The organism is Candidatus Saccharibacteria bacterium oral taxon 488, assembly GCA_010202645.1.
Lineage (GTDB): Bacteria > Patescibacteriota > Saccharimonadia > Saccharimonadales > Saccharimonadaceae > Nanosynbacter.
In genome coordinates, this window is the sequence record CP047920.1 from 558,128 (window position 1) to 574,759 (window position 16,632).

Below are 16,632 nucleotides of genomic sequence, written 5' to 3' on the forward strand. Positions count from 1 at the left end.
TAACACCGGTTAGACGCTGAGAAAAGATATAATCACTATTCAGAATTCGCTGCCCGATATCGAGCGATCGCTTGACGGGCGGCTTGCTGTTGAGCCACTTGTTTGGACGGGCCCACGCCGCGCCCCATCAGCGTTTCACCGACGAACACCCCGAGCGTAAATACCTTATCATGATCTGGCCCTCCTCGCCCAAAACTTTGTACACCGGCGTCTGACCATCAACGCGCTGAGAAATTTCCTGTAAATACGACTTCGGATCGCGCCAGCTGCCTGATTCCAAAATTCCGTCCAACTTAACGATGATATGTTTATGAATAAAATCGCGCGCATCATCAAAGCCGCGCTCCAGATAAATCGCGCCGATCACCGCCTCGAACGCATTGGCTAAAATCTGCAAGTGCGCCCGGTCTGAACCATTTTTCTCACCCTTTGACATACGAATCAGCGGCCCATAACCTAATTTATCACCCGCCGCACCGATACTTTCCGTGCGCACCAGTGCCGCCCGCCACGCCGTCAAAACTCCTTCCGGCTCAGAAAAGTGCGTAAATAAATACTCCGTTACCGCTAACTCCAACACCGCATCACCGAGGAATTCCAACCGCTCGTTATGCCCGTGGACTGATTTTCTGTGTTCATTAACGTAGCTACGATGCGTCAAAGCCGTAATCAACAGATCCAAGTTATTAAACTCAAACCCTAGCTTCTCACGCGCAAACTCCTGATACGGCGCCGTATTCATCCCGCTCATCTATAGATTCTCCTGCCTGATTCGCTTCATAGCGAGCAGAATTAACTTGCCAATATCCTCATACTCAATCTCATCCAGCGCCTCATGAAAGGTAAACCACTTGAGGCCATTCATCCAGTCTTCTTTTTGTAGTTTTTCGTCCGGATCAAGCGCCTTCATCAGGTATACTTGCTGCGAAATCAGTACTAATTTATCAAGCCGGCGGTAGCGAAAATTAATTTTGCCCAGCCAGCCGCATACCTCGATATTCTTGAGGCCAGCCTCCTCGCCAACCTCACGCTTGGCGGCGGCTTGTGCTGTCTCGCCCGGCTCAACATGGCCCTTGGGAATGGTCCAGCGATCCCGCGCGTCTTGATAAAGTAGAAACTCAACATCACCCTTTTTATTACGTCGAAACACCACGCCGCCGGCGGTTGGCTCGCGAACTATTTCCTGGATCGACGGTTTTTTGCGACCGCCAAAATATTTCTTGATATGATCAAAGCTGCTTGTCTTCATCGGCGTCCTCTTGAAGGGAGCGATACGCTGTGCCGAGCACACCGTTCACAAATTTCCCTGAGTTATCCGAACCAAACGTTTTTGCCAGTTCCACTGCTTCGTTGATGGCCACCTTTGGCGGCACCACTGCCCGAGAAAACAATAATTCATACAGCCCGAGCCGCAACACCGTCCGATCAATTCGCGATATCTGCTCAATCGGCCATTCTGGCGCCAGCGGACGAAGTTTATCATCAAGCTCTGCTTTATGCACGGTGACGCCATCGATCAGACTTCGCACAAACTCGACATCATCGACTGATGATTTGTATTTCTCAAGATTGCGCGTCAAGATATCGGCGACATTAATCTCGCTGTCGCCAACTTCCTGGCGAAACTCAATCTCGTATAACGTCTGCAACGCGACGATTCGTCCTAAGTGACGGTTTGAAGCCATGACAAAAACGTTCCTGTTCGTGTTAGTTTATTTTGTGCTCTTGCTACCAGTCTCACGTTTGGTCGTCTTGACCTTCACTGGTGACGTCCCGTTGACGCGGCGTGCTAATTTCAGTACCAAGTGGCTGCGACGCAGACCGGTCTTGCGCGGACTGCTCTGCTTTTTTGGTTGTGCCATAGAAAAATCTCCTTTATTTCAGTTTATGTAACACTTGGGCTTCATTATACCGGTTTTTGATAGATTTCTCAAGGGGATGCAGAGCAGTGGCAATACGCTGTCAGGGGGTATTGTTGACTTTATATAATATTTATGGTAATATCATAGACATCACTTACGATAGAAAGGATATGTCCTACCAACCATGGATAAGAAAAAGGATGAGAAAAACCTACCCCCTCAGTCTGGGGAAGCACTAAGTCGACTAGGTGAACTGAAACTGGCCATCGGGTCATGGGCGATGCTGGCGGCAATGGCGGCAGGTCTCGGCGTCGGCATTAACGGTATCGCCAACGCCGATAAAGAGCCGCCAGGACCACCCCTAGTTGGCTCTTATATGATGCATTACGATCCTAAGGCTGGTGTTACAAAGGATTCAGATGTATGTGCAGCAGCAGATTTTGCTGTAAGAGATGCCGGTGCTAGTCATACTCCACAGATTGATATAGTGGGCTGTGCCACAGAATCCAAGAAGCTCGCTGGTCTTCCGCAGGGAACACGCGTACGGGTCGAGGTACACGAGAACGGCTCGGTAACAACCAGACCCTTTAATAGTTAATATCTAGACAACAATATTCACCAACTTCCCTGGCACATAAATCACCTTTTTCGGTGCCCGGGCATTGAGATAGGAGCAAACTTTTTCATCAGCCAGAGCTGCTGCTTCAACGCCCTGCTGGTCGATGTCGGTCGGCAGCTCAAGCTTCGATCGAAGCTTGCCATTGACCTGCACGATGATCGTCATCACATCGCTCACCAGATATTGCTCATCCCATTTTGGCCAATGGTTGACGTGAATGGTGTCGGTATGGCCCAGTTCCTGCCACAACTCTTCCGTGATGTGCGGCGCAAATGGTGCCAAAATCTGCAGCAGACTCTCCAGGGTGAACCGCCACGTTTCCGACACTTGCATGCCGTGTGATTCTTTGAACTTGTATAGGCCATTGACCATCTCCATCATCGCCGCTACGGCCGTATTGAACTTTTCGTCCTCGATGTCGCGAGTGACTTTTTTGATGGTTGAGTGCGTTAGGCGGAGAAGGGTGACGGCGTCACCCCCTCCGACAGAGGCTGTGGAGGGTTCGCGAGTAGCGGACACTCCAGCCGAACGCTCACGAGTAATCTCCTGTGGAGATTCGAGCGAAGAGTGTACTCTGAAGGAGGATGGCGCCGCCAAAAACTCCTGCACTATGTTCCACACTCGGTTTAAGAACCGATACGTCCCCGGCACCCCGCGTGGATCCCATGGCGCATCCATATCGTACGGCGCGATGAACATCTCGTAAACACGCAGCGCATCGGCACCGTAACCAGAGTCCATAATCTCCATCGGATCGATGACATTGCCCTTGGACTTACTCATCTTTTGACCGTCCGGCGCCATGATGTAGGCGTTATACATCATTCGCTTGAACGGCTCCGGTGTCGGCACTAAACCAAGTTTATGGAAAAATCGCATCCAAAAACGACTGTATAGCAAGTGTGCTACCGCGTGGTCAGCACCATTATAATAATCAACCGGCATCCAGTGATTAATGCGCTCTGGATCCCACGCCTCGGCGTCATTATGCGGGTCAAGATAACGCAGGAAATACCAACTGGAACAGGCATAGCCATCCAATGTGTCCGTTTCGCGCCGCCCTTCATGCCAATTGTTGCCCGCTGGCTTCGGCTCAGTAATCGGCATGGTTTTACCCGTTTCAACATCAACCCACACGCGCACCCAGTCATCAACTTGCGCTAAGACTGACGTATTACCGCCCGTTGGCTTGAAATTCTCGACTTCTGGCAGAATCACCGGCAAGCACTCATCCGCAACAGTAATTGGCTCGAAACCATCAACATGAACCATTGGAATTGGCGCACCCCAGTACCGCTGACGAGAAATCAGCCAGTCACGCATCTTATAGGTAGTCTTGCTCCGACCCAGGCCCTGTTGCTCCAGCCAAGCCACCACCTGTTCACGAGCCTCTTCGCTGCGCAGGCCGTCAAAATCGCCCGAATTAATCAATTCGCCTTCACCCGTGTAACAGCCAGCATCCGCCGAGTTTTCTGGCTTTTCAATCACTTGCACTACTGGCAAATCAAATTTTTCGGCAAATTCCAAGTCGCGTTCATCATGCGCTGGCACTGCCATGACTGCACCCGTGCCATAGCCACTCAGTACGTAGTCAGCCGTCCAGATTGGCAGCTTTTGGCCATTGACTGGATTGATAGCGTAACTGCCAGTAAAGACGCCTGTTTTGTCTTTATTTTCTTGGCGTTCAACGTCGGATTTTTTCTGCGCCGCTTGAATGTATGCTTCAACTTTGGCACGCGTGTCGGCATTAACCAACTGAAATACTAACGGATGCTCTGGCGCCAACGCCACATATGTCGCGCCAAACAGCGTGTCAGGACGCGTAGTGAAAACAGTGATGACATCGTCGCAGCCTTCAGCCGCAAACTCAACCTCCGCACCGACCGACCGGCCAATCCAATTTTTCTGCATGGTTTTGACCATTTCCGTCCAGTCCAAGTCATCAGTCGCCTCCAAAATCTCATCAGCATAGGCCGTGATGCGGAAAAACCACTGTTTGAGGTTGCGCTTGGTAACGGGGTTGCCGCAGCGCCAACATTTGCCGCCCTCAACCTGCTCGTTAGCTAACACCGTATTGTCGGTATCGCACCACCACTGCAGTTGCTCCTTTTGATATGCCAAATCGTGCTTGTACAGCTGCGTAAAAATCCACTGAGTCCATTTGTAATACTCGGGGTCAGCGGTGGAAATCTCCTTTGACCAATCATAACTAAAGCCGAGGCATTTCAGCTGCTCCTTAAAATGAACCTTGGCTTCATCGTGCGCTACCCGCGGCGTTTTACCAACCTTGATAGCGTAATTTTCCACTGGCAGTCCGAAGCTGTCCCAACCAATTGGATGGTACACATTGTAGCCTTGCTGACGCTTCAGGCGCGCTTTGATGTCAGCAAACTGAAACGTCCGACCGTGACCGATGTGAATGCCAGCCCCAGTGATACCAGGAAGCATACTCAAGCTGTAGTATTTTGGGCGCGTTGTATCACTAAGATCAGTGACATAGGTGCCGTCAGCCTCCCATTTATCTTGCCATTTTTTCTCAATTTCCGTCGGATTGTAGCGTCTCATACTCCTTAGTATATCATCTCTCGACGCTAGTGTCGGTGTCTTCATCGTTCTCATCCGTGGAGGTACCACCCCTAGCAAACGGCGGCGGTATTGGTGATGAGCCGGCAAAATCCCGAAGTACTGATTTAAGATTATCGGCATTTGGTGGTATGTCAATCTGTTCTGACTTGCTGTAATCGAATGTCATATCCATAGTAAGGCTCTGGTCCTTGTTGCCATCTGAACCGTGTGCCTTAATCTCAATCGCTTTCAGTTGATGCGACCACGGATCGACCCAGATGCGTATAGTGGGCAATCTCTTTGACGACGTAGTTTTATTTGCTGTATTGAATACTTTGTCACCATAGCATTCCTTGATTTTCTTGCCAAGTTTTGTATCCCCCAGGGAGTCGACAAATGCGCGTAGTTTGTCTGACATTTTACCGTCCGAAGCTAGATCAATTTCAAAGCCAGGCGCACCATCACGCGGCTCGACCTTAGTGTCCTTTTTGACCGTCACAAAGCTGTTTTTGCGATACGCGTTGATCAGTTCGCTACGCACCTGCTGGTCAGCATTGATTAAATCAAAGATTTCTTGAGAGCACGTGTCTTTGTTTGTATGTGATGCTCCAAGCTCATCAAATGATACCTTAAGCCACTTGCCTTCAATTTTGTTAAGTTTTTCATCAAGCTGTTTGAGGATCTGGTCGCGTATCATCGTCGACCGCGTATCTGGTAGTACTCCCCGGCTTCGAGCCTTGATGATCGTCTCTACCATCTGGCGCACGATATCTTTTAGATGTTCGCTCTTAATATAAATCGTACCCTTGCCATCAGCCACCATTGTGAGGATGACGTCTTGCTGGATCTCCATGCCGTTGATCGCTAATGTAATGGTAGCCTCGGTTTTTGATTTTGGTGAGTCGGCAACGGCTTTAATCTTAATGTCAGCCCGATTGCCGCTACCAAGGTCCATGACGAGTTTACCTGAGGAAACCACCTTTTGGTCTGGAATGAATTAACCACTGCATCAGTTACCATCCTCTGCGGATCTTGCCACCAGAAAAAGTACAATAGTACCGCAGCGATAGCCAGTAGCAATACGACCGAGCCGGTAACAATACCGATGATGAGGCCGGTTTTCTTTTTTGGCGGCATAACCGAATTCATGATCGGTGGTTGCGACGTCGGCGATGCTGGTCGTGCCGGCGTCGATGCAGGCTGATCAGCCTGTGTAGGCGGAGTCGTTGTCGACTGTGATGAGCTTGATGCGACCGTCGATTGCGACGCTGCCGGCGGTGTTGACGCAGCAGCTTTATCCGCTGGTGTTTTCTTGCTATTCGTACCCTTGTCGTCCATATTCCTCCTCGTTATACTTTCATTGTATCACTATCCGCGAAAGCGCGAGAAAAATTCATTTTTTCGCTTAATCCAGTCAGGTGACTGGCGCACTAATTTTTTCTCATCCTCGGTGCTGTGTAGGTTAATTTTAATCGCTTCCTCGAGCCAAACACCGCCACTTGAACCTTTGAAGAGAGCCACGCCGCCCGCATGAAGTTTTTCGCGTACAAATCCGCCGGCCATCAGCGCATCACGACACTCCTTGACCTGACAGCCGCGACGACGTGCTACCGGCGCCAGGTATTGATTAGCCATCTCACCGACGGTCACTACCCAATCCAGCTCGTCTGGCGAACACTGAGCGCCGAGCTTCGCATGACCGGCCTGCGTATCCTTGCGTAGCCCATTCATATTACCAAACACCACGATACGCTGCGGCACCTCGAGACTGTACAGCGTTTGTAGTGCTGACAATGCCGTCAGCGGCGACGAGCTATAGCTATCGTCAATCAAAATCGTCTGATCCGCACCACGAAGCACTTGCATCCGACCCGGCAGCGAACTTAGCTGGCTCAAACCCTTTTCAATCAATTCTTTCGTCATACCCATCCGCACCCCGGCGAGCATCGCCACGACGGCTGGCCGCAGATTATGCTCACCAAGCAGCGGCAGCATCACCGCGATGCCATCAGGATATTCCGGGCCGATAATCTTGCCGACATAACCATGCTCCAGCGAGAAATCATGCTGCTCAAAATAATACTCAGCGACCTCGCTGGTACCATATGTCGTCATCTGGGGATTTGTCAAAAATGCGGCAAATCGACCGTCGATATCATCACGGTTAATGGCCGCAAAGCGAGCATTATTCGCCAATGTTAGCATCTCGCCAGCCACCTCTTCGACAGTATGTTCAACCCGCATACGACCAGAGGTTACCGATGTCACAACGGCCATGTCCGGCAAAATAACCTGCTGAAACCACGCATTAAAACCAGGCTGCATCGGGCTGAACTCTTGGACAATAATCTGGGCTTCGGGATGCTCGGCGCGAGTACGCTTTTTGACAGCTCGCATCATCTTGCGGCGGTGCCAAAATCCCCACTTCTCCTCCGGACGATTCTCGGGGTAGCGCACGCCCATGATCTGCAGAAGGGTTTGTAAGTGCGACGTTGGCTCAGCAGCGTGCATGGCGACAGCAAACTGCTGCGATAGCACAGTAGCGATCGCTGTTTTAGCACTCGTTTTACCAGCACTCCCGGTCACTGCGATCAACTTGACATCAGCATGGTCGGCAAAAAATTGCCGGACATAGCGTATCATTTTTTTCTCAAACGACTTCTTGAACATCTCCTTTATCATACCATAAGCGCTGTCAAACGCGCCACTTGACGAATAAAAAAGAGCTGTTACGCGCCCACCCGGGGCAATTTCGTGTGTTTGTTTTGGATGGCAGCATAGGAAACGCCCCTATGCGTACCAGCTCTGACGATATTATGCGCTTTTTTGTTAAAAAGCACAAGGGGTTTGATCAATATTTACCTACAATTGTTTGGCGAAGGCATTAGTGCTACGTACGACCGCGCCTTTTTTCAAGTAGAATCGCTGCGCCGCTTCACGTTCTGGGCGCGATGTAAACTCCAGTTTTTGAGCACCCTGTTCACGACCCCAGTCAATGACGGCGTCCCAGAGTTGAGAGCCGACACCCTTGCCCTGTACCGTCGGGTCGGTCACAAAATCATCAAGATAGATTTTACGCCCAGCAGCCGGCCCAAGTAGCAGTGCTGCCGTTGCCATGCCAACGACTTTGCCTGATAACCGCGCCAACAGCAACACATGGCTCGGCGAGTCAATGATCTGCTGTAATAACTCGGTGTCGGCTGGATGTGGCTTGCTGGTGAGTGCCGCGATGAGGTTAGTAATGTCTGCCACATCAGATTCGGCGATGTGGGATGCGCGTTCAATTGTCAATTCGTTCATAGTTCCATTATACTATACTCATGAATCAGCACATACGAGACTTAGCAAAAATTTTAGCTTTAAACCCGCCGCGCGTGGTATTTCCTGAGGGCGATAATCACATCATCCAGCAGGCAGCGCGCGCACTAGAAGAAAGCGGCGCGGTGCAGCCGGTGCTGCTTGATGGAAAAGAGGACGCTATCAGTCGCGGTGCAACGATGCTAACGAGCAGCGAGACTGACGTTATGGTGGCTGGGATTGATCATCCAACGAAAGACGTGCTGCGGGCTGGGCTGAAAATTGTTGGACTAGCGCCCGATATTCGGTATGCGTCTAGCTTTTTCGTGATGGATATCCCACAGTTTCAGGGCGGCGAACACGGTTTGTTATTCTTTGCTGATTGTGGCATGAACATTCAGCCAAACGCCGAGCAGCTAGCGGCAATTGCTGTGGCCTCGGCGGATAGTGCGGCGTCACTTGGCTGGGAGCCGCGCGTGGCTATGTTGTCATACTCAACGAAAGGCAGCGCTGGTGGCGACAGTGTCGAGCTCGTCACCCAGGCACTGCAGCTCGTCAAAACAGAACAGCCCGATATACTCATTGACGGTGAACTGCAATTAGACGCGGCAATCGTCCCGGCTATCGGCCAGAAAAAATCACCGGACAGTCCGGTTGCTGGCAGAGCTAATGTCCTTGTTTTCCCTGATCTTGATTCTGGCAATATCGCTTATAAGCTAGCCGAACACCTGGCTGGCGGCCATGCATACGGGCCGATCTTGCAGGGTTTTGCTCAGCCGATCAGCGATCTATCGCGCGGCTCCAGCGTTGATGATGTGATTGGCGCCACGCTCATCACTGCCAGCATAGCGCGGGGTGCACGCCTAGCAACGAGGGCTACTGGGTGACATACCACTGCGCAAATTGATGCCATTGCTGCAACGTGTCGGTTCTAACCGCCAGGCCTTGATCGCGCCGATCAAACACCTCGGACATCGTCAGGCCGTTACTACCATCCATCGTAATAATCTTGTTAACCGACGCACCACTCTTGCCACGCGGCGGAGCGACAAACTTCCCCGGCTGATCAAAGATAAACGTCTGTAGAGTATGCCCGTCGTAATAAGCAACAATATCATGGAGAATAATCTGCCAATCGTCTTTATCGCGTAGCAGCGCCAAAAAATCCTCGGGCGTCAACCAGTGCGCGATATCCTTCATATAGCCACCCGGAAAGCCGCCGAGCGCGGGCACTTCCCAATTACTATCGTTGACAACAACCGGCTTGCCAGCCCTCTCGTACGCTGCCCGAACCTTAGCCTCGGTAATTTTTAATGGATCACGGTGCTGGATCTCATCAATATCTAGATTAATAATCTCCACCGCTATGTCGTATTGACTCAGCGTAGCTGTCGCTTCCTCGATTTTACGTGGGTTACCAGTGACGAGATTGATGTGTTTTGTCATGGGGTTTATTATAGCATTTCTTATTTTAGTGTAGCCGTAGCACTGGTTTTGCCATAGGGAATCCTTCGTCAACCAACCTCACTCAGCGCCTTTATAATATCCTCATCCCGTGAGACCGCATGAACATTTGGCAGTTGTAGAAACCATTTTGGGGTATCATGAACGACCACCACTGGTTTACCAAGCGCTATCGCCATGCCAACTTCGTAGCGCGCACTCTCCTGGTCGGATTCCCATAGATACACCAAAACATCGGCAGTGCGAATGGCCTGAACCTCATCTTCTGGGCCGAAATTTGTCTCGTCGTCTTTGTAATTATAATACCAATTGCACGGAATGCTATAGCCGGAGGCCTCTAAAGTTGCCGCCACGCGATTCGCCCTATCGAGATTTTTGCCAGCTAGGTAGATCACTTTCATATATAAATAATAGCATGTGTTTATTCAAGTGTGGCGAGAAAATGGCGGACGACATCGATTGGCTTGAATAAGCGGTACGTCTCAGCGTCCTCATCTGGCGTTAATTCGGCACGAGTTTTACCCTCGTAGCCATCCGGGCAAAATATTTTATCCCAGCCAAAGCCGCCATCGCCTATGGGATGCTCAGAGATGGCGCCATGAAGTTCAGCGCGAAATAACTTGATCCGCTGGCCGTCGTAGTAGCCAAATACACATGCCGCCACTGCCGATCGATCGCCAAAGCCATCAAGCATCCGGCAAAGATTCTCTAAACCGTTCGGCGCCTCGACAAAAAACTTAATAAACGGACCCGGCAGTCCTCCCAATGCTGTAAACTCAAGCGCCACATCCTCAATCAAAACCGGACATTTGGCGATTACATACGCCTGACGCACCTTATACTCAACAACTTCTTCCAAACTAGTTGATTGAATCTCTGCTAAATCAACCGCCCGATGTTTCAGCGGTAAGTCCAGCATGCGCGATAAATAATCTGCTTTGTGCTGATTGCCGGTGATAAAAGTGATTGTCTTCATCACACTTACACCTGAGCTTTGGAGTTTATTTTCTCGAATCGCGGCACAGATTTCCCGTCCAGCACTACTGTTTCCGTAAACATACTGACGGGGCGGGCGAATAGTTCATATTCATTTTCATAGAGAGGTCGATAGATCACCAAAAGATCTTCCGTCTCAGTTTCCAATGCGAGGCCGATCACCTCGTACAGCTTGCCTGATTTGCTGTACCGGTATACACCCTTGCTAATCCTCGTACGATGGCTCTGCTCTTCGCTATCCACTGTTTCTTCATGATACTTCCCCGGCTGAGCGCGCAGTATTTCCACCCATCTACTGTCATCCGTAAAATCATTGTATTCAATATAGTGCCGATTATCAAAGCCACCATTATCCTGCTTTTTACGTGCCATTTCTTCTTGAACTTGCTCTATAGAAAAGCCAAAGGCCTGGCGCAGCGCATCAACGACTTCTTGCAAATCAGCCAGCTCTTTGAGCGATTCATCGCGCTGATTATCATCCAGCGGAATCTCATCCGCCTCCTCGTGAACCTTGCGGAGCAGCTCGCGGCGAAATTCTTGCTTGTCTAATGTCCGGTATTCCGTATGCAAAAATTCTGGATCATCCAGGCACTTTTTTACCACTTTATCACGCACTAATTTTTGTAAGTAAAATCGGATCATCTCATTACTTCCGTTGAGTTACTGTTTCAACGCCGTCTTCATAAACCAATTCGCCAATCTCAACTTCGTAAATATGCTTGTCGTTACGAAACGCAAAAAATCGGACGGCTTTATGTTGCTGCCAGGCTTGAACTATTTCCGCCCGCACGCCATCAGCTATGTCGCCAAACACCCACAGCTCATCAGCGCGCGCCACCAGCGTATTATTAGCGCGCCGCACCGTATCACGCTCCACCGCGTCGAGCAAAAAGTAGTCAAAACTGGTAAATGGATTGATCGGCACAACACCTTGCTCAAGCGCAAATTTCGTGACGAAAAATCTCATGTAAAAATATTTCTTGGACATCGCCGTAAACACAACCGTGTCGGCGGGTTTGATAGTGAGGGCGCGATGTGATTGCTGAGTCATGGTTATTACCTCCTTATTGTATAAGCTCTAACAATGTTTGTTCATCAATAATTTTGGTGCCGTATTGCTCGGCTTTTTTCAACTTGCTGGCACCGACTTTACCACCGGTTACCAAATATGTTGTATCTTTTGCAACAGCGGTTTGGAAAGTGCCGCCGAGATTACGGATTATTTCCGCGGCGGCGTCACGACCCATCGACTGCAGGGTGCCGGTGATAACAAAACTTTGACCAGCTAGTCGGTCGGATTTTTGACTAAACTGCGGTGTCACACCCAAATCGGTAAATTTTTCGAGCAGCGTCGCGTTATCTTCATCAGCAAACCACGCCACGATTGACTCGGCAACAATTTCACCCACGCCATCCACTTCGCGCAGCTCATCAATGGTCGCGCGAGACATAGCCTCAAGACTCTCAAAGTGACTTGTCAGGTCAATCGCCGTCTGCGCGCCAACATGCCGAATGCCAAGGCCAAACAAAAATCGCTCCAAGGCTGGCTGTTTTTTGGCAGCAATGGCATCGATGAGCTTTTGTGCAGAAATCTCAGCAAAACGCTCCAAACTAAGCAAATCGTCTTTCGTCAACCGGTAAATATCCGCCAAGTCCTTGACCAACTTAGCCTCGACCAGCGCCTCGACATTTTTCTCGCCCAGCGTATCGATATCCAGCGCACCTTTGGAGGCAAAATGCGCTAGGGCTCGCTTCAAAATCAGCGGACCGCTCAAACCTTTAACCCGGTACACCGCCTCGCCTGCTGGCCGCACAAATTCTAGTTCCGGATATTGGCGCGCCAGCTCTGCTGGATAGTCAATCGGCTTAGTATCTGCCGGTCGCAATTCTTTCAGTACAGTTTGCACCTGCGGAATGATGTCGCCCGCCTTGAAAATCACCACCGTGTCGCCGCGCCGCACATCCAGCCGGGCAATTTCGTCGGCGTTATGCAGGCTAGCATGCTGCACCGTCGTACCGGCCACCACCACCGGGTCAAACACCGCTACTGGCGTAGCCGCACCGGTTCGACCGATGGAAATAACAATATCGCGGACAATGGTCGTGGCTTCTTCGGCGGCAAATTTATACGCCACTGCCGCTCGTGGTGTCTTGCCAACGATGCCGAGCTCAGCAAACTGTCGCCGGTCGTTAAGCTTAATGACTGCTCCGTCGGTATTAAACTGCAGCGACTGACGCAGCTCATCAAGATGATTAACATAGCTCATCACCTCGTCCAAGCCATAGACAATTTGCGTCTGCCGACTGGTAGTGATACCCAGCTCGTTCATCATCTGATAGCCAAAGGCAATCGTCGGCGTGTCCTCGAGGTTATCACGAATGATGTCATAGCCAACAAAATGGAGCGGACGCTCTGCCACCAATTTTGGATCAAGCTGGCGAATCGTCCCCGCCGCCAAATTACGCGGATTAGCAAATTCTGGCTGACCAGCCGCTCGCCGACGCTGGTTTAATGCTGCAAAGTCAGCCTTGTGCATCACAATTTCACCACGAATTTCCGTTCGACCACGCAAAAAATGAGCAAATCGCTGGTTGGCGCGCAGTGTCAGCGGCACATTCTGAATCGTACGCACGTTCATAGTCACGTCTTCACCAACTAATCCGTCGCCGCGCGTCACTGCCCGCGTCAGCACACCGTCCTCATAAATTAGCGCGCAGGCCAGGCCATCCATCTTGATATCACACAAAAATTCTTCAGTGATATCACTACGCACTTTGTGCATACGCTCTATCCATGCCGCAACTTCCGCCCGGTCAAACACGTCCTGCAGTGAAATCATCCGCGTTTGATGCTGAACCTTAGCGAATTTACTGAGCGCTTTTCCTGCCACCCGCTGGGTTGGGCTGTCTGGCGTGATAAGTTCCGGAAATTGCTCTTCCAGCTGCGACAGTTCATGTTTCAGGCTATCAGCCGCCGCCTCGCTCATGATCGATTCGTCAAGCACATGATAATGATAGCGATAATCATTGATCAGATCTCGCAGTTTGACAATTCGTTGCTCGGCCGCCTGCCTATCAAGCTGGCGCACTGTCATCAGCGACGACCTTTCGGTAGAATAGATAGATGTAGCACGCCGAGGCAACAATCGAGAACGCCACCAACATCAACGCCACGAGCGGCACCAGCGGCAACCAGTTCAACGCCGGTATCACCGTTTTGAGTGCGCCATCAATCGTAATAACCGGAATAAGCACCGCCGCCCAAACCACGGCGAGCACCAGCAGCAGCCACATTAACCGCAGCAAAATTCGCATCCGCCGCCCCAAGACAACATCCGAGGCCAGTCGCGCCGCTTCTAGTGGATACATCCCCGGTAGAGTGATAATTACCATAGCAAACAGCGTACTCGTCAGCCAATATATCGACAAGGTGACGATTAATATGGTGGCGCCGGCCGCCAACATCAGCACCACCGTCTGCTGTAACATGCCCGACGTGTCGGCTGCTCCATAAATAATGACCGCTATCGCTGCTGGTAATAATTGAATGAGCGCGATAAACACTAGGACCGACAGGGCGATGACCGGCGCGCCCGCATTATACAGCCCATCGCGAATCTTTGGACGCTTACCGACAATTACGCCGCGAACCAGCCAAATTGTCGTCAGCCATATATACAGCCCGATCAGCGCGCCAATAACCTGCTGCGACGATCCAGCGCTACTCGTCGAGCCACCAAGCTGACTGGTAACCACGCCAGCAAATAGCATCAACGTCGGTACGATAGTGCCCAGGGCACCCCCCTGATTCGTTCCATTGATTGTATCCTTTAGCTGCTGATACGTATCTTGCGACATTAATCCCGACAGTAACACACCCAGTATTGCATATATCGCCGCCAGTCCGACGAAAATCCGCCAGTCTTTTCGCATCAGTTGCCACACTTGGCCAGTCAGGGCGAAGTAGCCCGGCAGCTTGAGTGAACGACGATAGTCACGCCGCTTGGTCACTCGAAAACTACGGTGCGGCCGACGGCGGAGAAACGCTTGACGGCGCTGCATCAGCCGCTGCCAAGCCTTATTGAGCCTCTTTTTTAACGATACTGTTTTTTTTGTCGCGGCGCGACTATCCGCTTTTGAAGTTGCTCGTTTACGCCGCGTGGTGTGTTGTTTTTTAGTTGGCTTCGTCATGATTACATCTTCGTTGCATTACTTCGCAGACGTGCGATTCGATCTTCTAGCGGCGGATGGGTGCTAAATAACTTTGAGAAAAAGCCAGGGCGCAGCGGATTATTCATAAACAAGTTTGCCGTTGAAGTACTCTGCCTGCGCATTGGCCGACCATAACTTTGTAACTTCTCCAGCGCCATCGCCAGCCCCTCCGAGTCGCGAGTCAATAGCGCGCCCGAGGCATCCGCGAGATACTCGCGCTGGCGGCTGACTGCCAGTTGCGTAATCGTTGCTAAAATCGGTGCCAAGATTACTACTATAATACCCACGACGTAGACAACCGGACTGGTATCCCCGTCATCATCATCGCCATAAATCATCATCCGGAGTGCGATATCAGCAAGCAACCCGATAGCACTCACCAACCCAAAGGCAATCATACTAACGCGAATATCGTAGTTGCGCACATGGCTCATCTCGTGTGCCATCACCGCCTCCAGCTCGCGCTTGTCCATAATTTCTAGTAGTCCAGTAGTCGCACCGACGATAGCGTGCTTTGGATCGCGGCCCGTCGCAAACGCGTTTGGCGCTGGATCGTCAATAATGTAGACTTTTGGCATCGGCATGCCGGAAGCAATCGCGAGGTTTTCTACTACCCGCCACAGCTCCGGCGCATCCTTCTTTTCAATCTGCTGCGCACCGCTCATCGCCATGGCCAATTTACCAGCGATATAATATTGTAACCATGCATAAAGCAGTGCACAACCGACAATGATCAACGACAATGAATAGTTCCGTAGATACATACCGACCAGCACACCGATTACGCCGATAATCGCCACAAACACTGCCATGATCAGCACGGTGTTTCGCTTATTATGAGAAATTGCACTATACATGTAGTTATTATACCAAAAACCGCCCGCCGAAAATAGGCGAGCGGCCTAGTTCAGGCAAAGATTATCCCGCCTTAGAATTTCACCTCGACTGGATTCTCAACACTTGCTCGATCAGCAACCTCAAAGAACTCCTTGGCCTGGAAGCCGAACATGCCGGCAACCATGTTAGCTGGGAACCTTTGAATCCTTGTGTTCAAATCGCGAACGCCGCCATTATAAAAGCGACGCGACGCCTGAATCTTGTCCTCCGTATCGACCAGTTCTTGCTGCAGTTGTAAGAAGTTCTCATTAGCCTTCAGTTCCGGATACGCCTCAGCGACAGCGAACAGGCTCTTTAGGGCACCCTCTAACATATTCTCTGCCTGAGCCGTATCGGCCACGCCTTTGGCACCCATAATAGCCGACCGCGCTTCAGTAACCTTTTCAAACACTTCTTTTTCGTGTGTCGCATAGCCCTTGACTGAGTTGACCAGGTTTGGAATCAAGTCAGTCCGGCGTTTGAGCTGGACAGTGATATCACTCCATGCTTCCTCGACGCGGTTACGCAGCGTCACCAGTCCGTTGTACGTACCGATCAAAAACGCCACGATCAGAACGATAACGACACCAACGATAATTAAGGTTATTATTACTGCATCCATGTTCTATTCTCCTTATGGTTAGTACCTTATACACATAATTATACCATACACACGAGTCATATAGTGGCAAAATCATGCCAACTCATTGTTGACACGCAGCTCATCATAGTCGTATACTT

The 16,632-nt window shown here is 50.7% G+C and carries 21 protein-coding genes; 2 read left to right on the forward strand and 19 right to left on the reverse strand.

Going from position 1 to position 16,632, the window contains the following annotated elements:
* Nucleotides 1-35 precede the first annotated feature (35 nt).
* From GWK77_03015 to GWK77_03035, 5 genes are read right to left on the reverse strand one after another with little or no spacing between them, the layout of a single operon-like run.
* A complete protein-coding gene (locus tag GWK77_03015; GenBank protein ID QHU93124.1) occupies nt 36-149 on the reverse strand; it encodes a hypothetical protein in 114 nt (37 codons plus the stop codon).
* Nucleotides 128-751, reverse strand: coding sequence for a ribonuclease III (gene rnc / locus GWK77_03020; GenBank protein ID QHU93125.1), 624 nt, complete (start codon nt 749-751; stop codon nt 128-130). The genes GWK77_03015 and rnc overlap by 22 nt, the downstream gene beginning before the upstream one ends.
* Nucleotides 752-1,249 (reverse strand): NUDIX domain-containing protein, encoded by a 498-nt coding sequence (locus GWK77_03025; GenBank protein ID QHU93126.1) that lies wholly within the window; start codon nt 1,247-1,249, stop codon nt 752-754.
* Nucleotides 1,230-1,685 carry a transcription antitermination factor NusB gene (gene nusB / locus GWK77_03030; protein ID QHU93127.1) on the reverse strand — a complete coding sequence of 152 codons (456 nt, stop codon included), beginning with the start codon at nt 1,683-1,685 and terminating at the stop codon, nt 1,230-1,232. The genes GWK77_03025 and nusB overlap by 20 nt, the downstream gene beginning before the upstream one ends.
* A gap of 27 nt (nt 1,686-1,712) precedes the next feature.
* Nucleotides 1,713-1,862, reverse strand: coding sequence for a hypothetical protein (locus GWK77_03035; protein ID QHU93128.1), 150 nt, complete (start codon nt 1,860-1,862; stop codon nt 1,713-1,715).
* A 184-nt stretch (nt 1,863-2,046) separates the two neighbouring features.
* Between GWK77_03035 and GWK77_03040 the strand changes: the two genes are divergently transcribed.
* A complete protein-coding gene (locus GWK77_03040) occupies nt 2,047-2,460 on the forward strand; it encodes a hypothetical protein (protein ID QHU93129.1) in 414 nt (137 codons plus the stop codon).
* 3 nt (nt 2,461-2,463) lie between these two features.
* Here the strand turns inward: GWK77_03040 and GWK77_03045 are convergent, their stop codons facing one another.
* The 5 genes from GWK77_03045 to GWK77_03065 all read right to left on the reverse strand — a co-directional run bounded on the left by GWK77_03045 (nt 2,464) and on the right by GWK77_03065 (nt 8,346).
* Nucleotides 2,464-5,046 carry a leucine--tRNA ligase gene (locus GWK77_03045; protein ID QHU93130.1) on the reverse strand — a complete coding sequence of 861 codons (2,583 nt, stop codon included), beginning with the start codon at nt 5,044-5,046 and terminating at the stop codon, nt 2,464-2,466.
* Between the two features lie 13 nt (nt 5,047-5,059).
* Nucleotides 5,060-6,001 (reverse strand): hypothetical protein, encoded by a 942-nt coding sequence (locus GWK77_03050; protein ID QHU93131.1) that lies wholly within the window; start codon nt 5,999-6,001, stop codon nt 5,060-5,062.
* The gene (locus tag GWK77_03055) at nt 5,911-6,384 is read right to left on the reverse strand and encodes a hypothetical protein (GenBank protein ID QHU93132.1); all 474 of its coding nucleotides are present in this window, start codon (nt 6,382-6,384) and stop codon (nt 5,911-5,913) included. Before GWK77_03055 ends, GWK77_03050 begins: the two co-directional genes overlap by 91 nt.
* Before the next feature lie 30 nt (nt 6,385-6,414).
* The gene (locus GWK77_03060) at nt 6,415-7,716 is read right to left on the reverse strand and encodes a hypothetical protein (protein ID QHU93133.1); all 1,302 of its coding nucleotides are present in this window, start codon (nt 7,714-7,716) and stop codon (nt 6,415-6,417) included.
* Between the two features lie 192 nt (nt 7,717-7,908).
* Nucleotides 7,909-8,346: a GNAT family N-acetyltransferase gene (locus GWK77_03065; protein QHU93134.1), complete on the reverse strand. Its 438-nt coding sequence runs from the start codon at nt 8,344-8,346 to the stop codon at nt 7,909-7,911.
* A 20-nt stretch (nt 8,347-8,366) separates the two neighbouring features.
* Between GWK77_03065 and GWK77_03070 the strand changes: the two genes are divergently transcribed.
* On the forward strand, nt 8,367-9,230 hold the full coding sequence (locus tag GWK77_03070) for a phosphate acetyltransferase (GenBank protein QHU93135.1): 864 nt from the start codon (nt 8,367-8,369) through the stop codon (nt 9,228-9,230).
* On the opposite strand, the gene GWK77_03075 is transcribed toward GWK77_03070, so the two are convergent.
* From GWK77_03075 to GWK77_03115, 9 genes are all read right to left on the reverse strand, one after another.
* On the reverse strand, nt 9,220-9,789 hold the full coding sequence (locus GWK77_03075; protein ID QHU93136.1) for a hypothetical protein: 570 nt from the start codon (nt 9,787-9,789) through the stop codon (nt 9,220-9,222). The genes GWK77_03070 and GWK77_03075 overlap by 11 nt on opposite strands.
* Before the next feature lie 68 nt (nt 9,790-9,857).
* Nucleotides 9,858-10,208, reverse strand: a complete 351-nt coding sequence (locus tag GWK77_03080; GenBank protein ID QHU93137.1) for a hypothetical protein — start codon at nt 10,206-10,208, stop codon at nt 9,858-9,860.
* A 20-nt stretch (nt 10,209-10,228) separates the two neighbouring features.
* Nucleotides 10,229-10,786, reverse strand: coding sequence for a non-canonical purine NTP pyrophosphatase (locus GWK77_03085; GenBank protein QHU93138.1), 558 nt, complete (start codon nt 10,784-10,786; stop codon nt 10,229-10,231).
* A gap of 2 nt (nt 10,787-10,788) precedes the next feature.
* Nucleotides 10,789-11,013 carry a DUF1653 domain-containing protein gene (locus GWK77_03090; protein QHU93427.1) on the reverse strand — a complete coding sequence of 75 codons (225 nt, stop codon included), beginning with the start codon at nt 11,011-11,013 and terminating at the stop codon, nt 10,789-10,791.
* A 436-nt stretch (nt 11,014-11,449) separates the two neighbouring features.
* Nucleotides 11,450-11,854, reverse strand: coding sequence for a hypothetical protein (locus GWK77_03095; protein QHU93139.1), 405 nt, complete (start codon nt 11,852-11,854; stop codon nt 11,450-11,452).
* A gap of 13 nt (nt 11,855-11,867) precedes the next feature.
* A complete protein-coding gene (gene ligA, locus GWK77_03100) occupies nt 11,868-13,898 on the reverse strand; it encodes an NAD-dependent DNA ligase LigA (GenBank protein ID QHU93140.1) in 2,031 nt (676 codons plus the stop codon).
* Nucleotides 13,879-14,994, reverse strand: a complete 1,116-nt coding sequence (locus GWK77_03105; protein ID QHU93141.1) for a hypothetical protein — start codon at nt 14,992-14,994, stop codon at nt 13,879-13,881. Before GWK77_03105 ends, ligA begins: the two co-directional genes overlap by 20 nt.
* 2 nt (nt 14,995-14,996) lie before the next feature.
* A complete protein-coding gene (locus GWK77_03110; protein QHU93142.1) occupies nt 14,997-15,872 on the reverse strand; it encodes a M48 family metalloprotease in 876 nt (291 codons plus the stop codon).
* 71 nt (nt 15,873-15,943) lie between these two features.
* Nucleotides 15,944-16,513 (reverse strand): LemA family protein, encoded by a 570-nt coding sequence (locus GWK77_03115; protein QHU93143.1) that lies wholly within the window; start codon nt 16,511-16,513, stop codon nt 15,944-15,946.
* Nucleotides 16,514-16,632 lie beyond the last annotated feature (119 nt).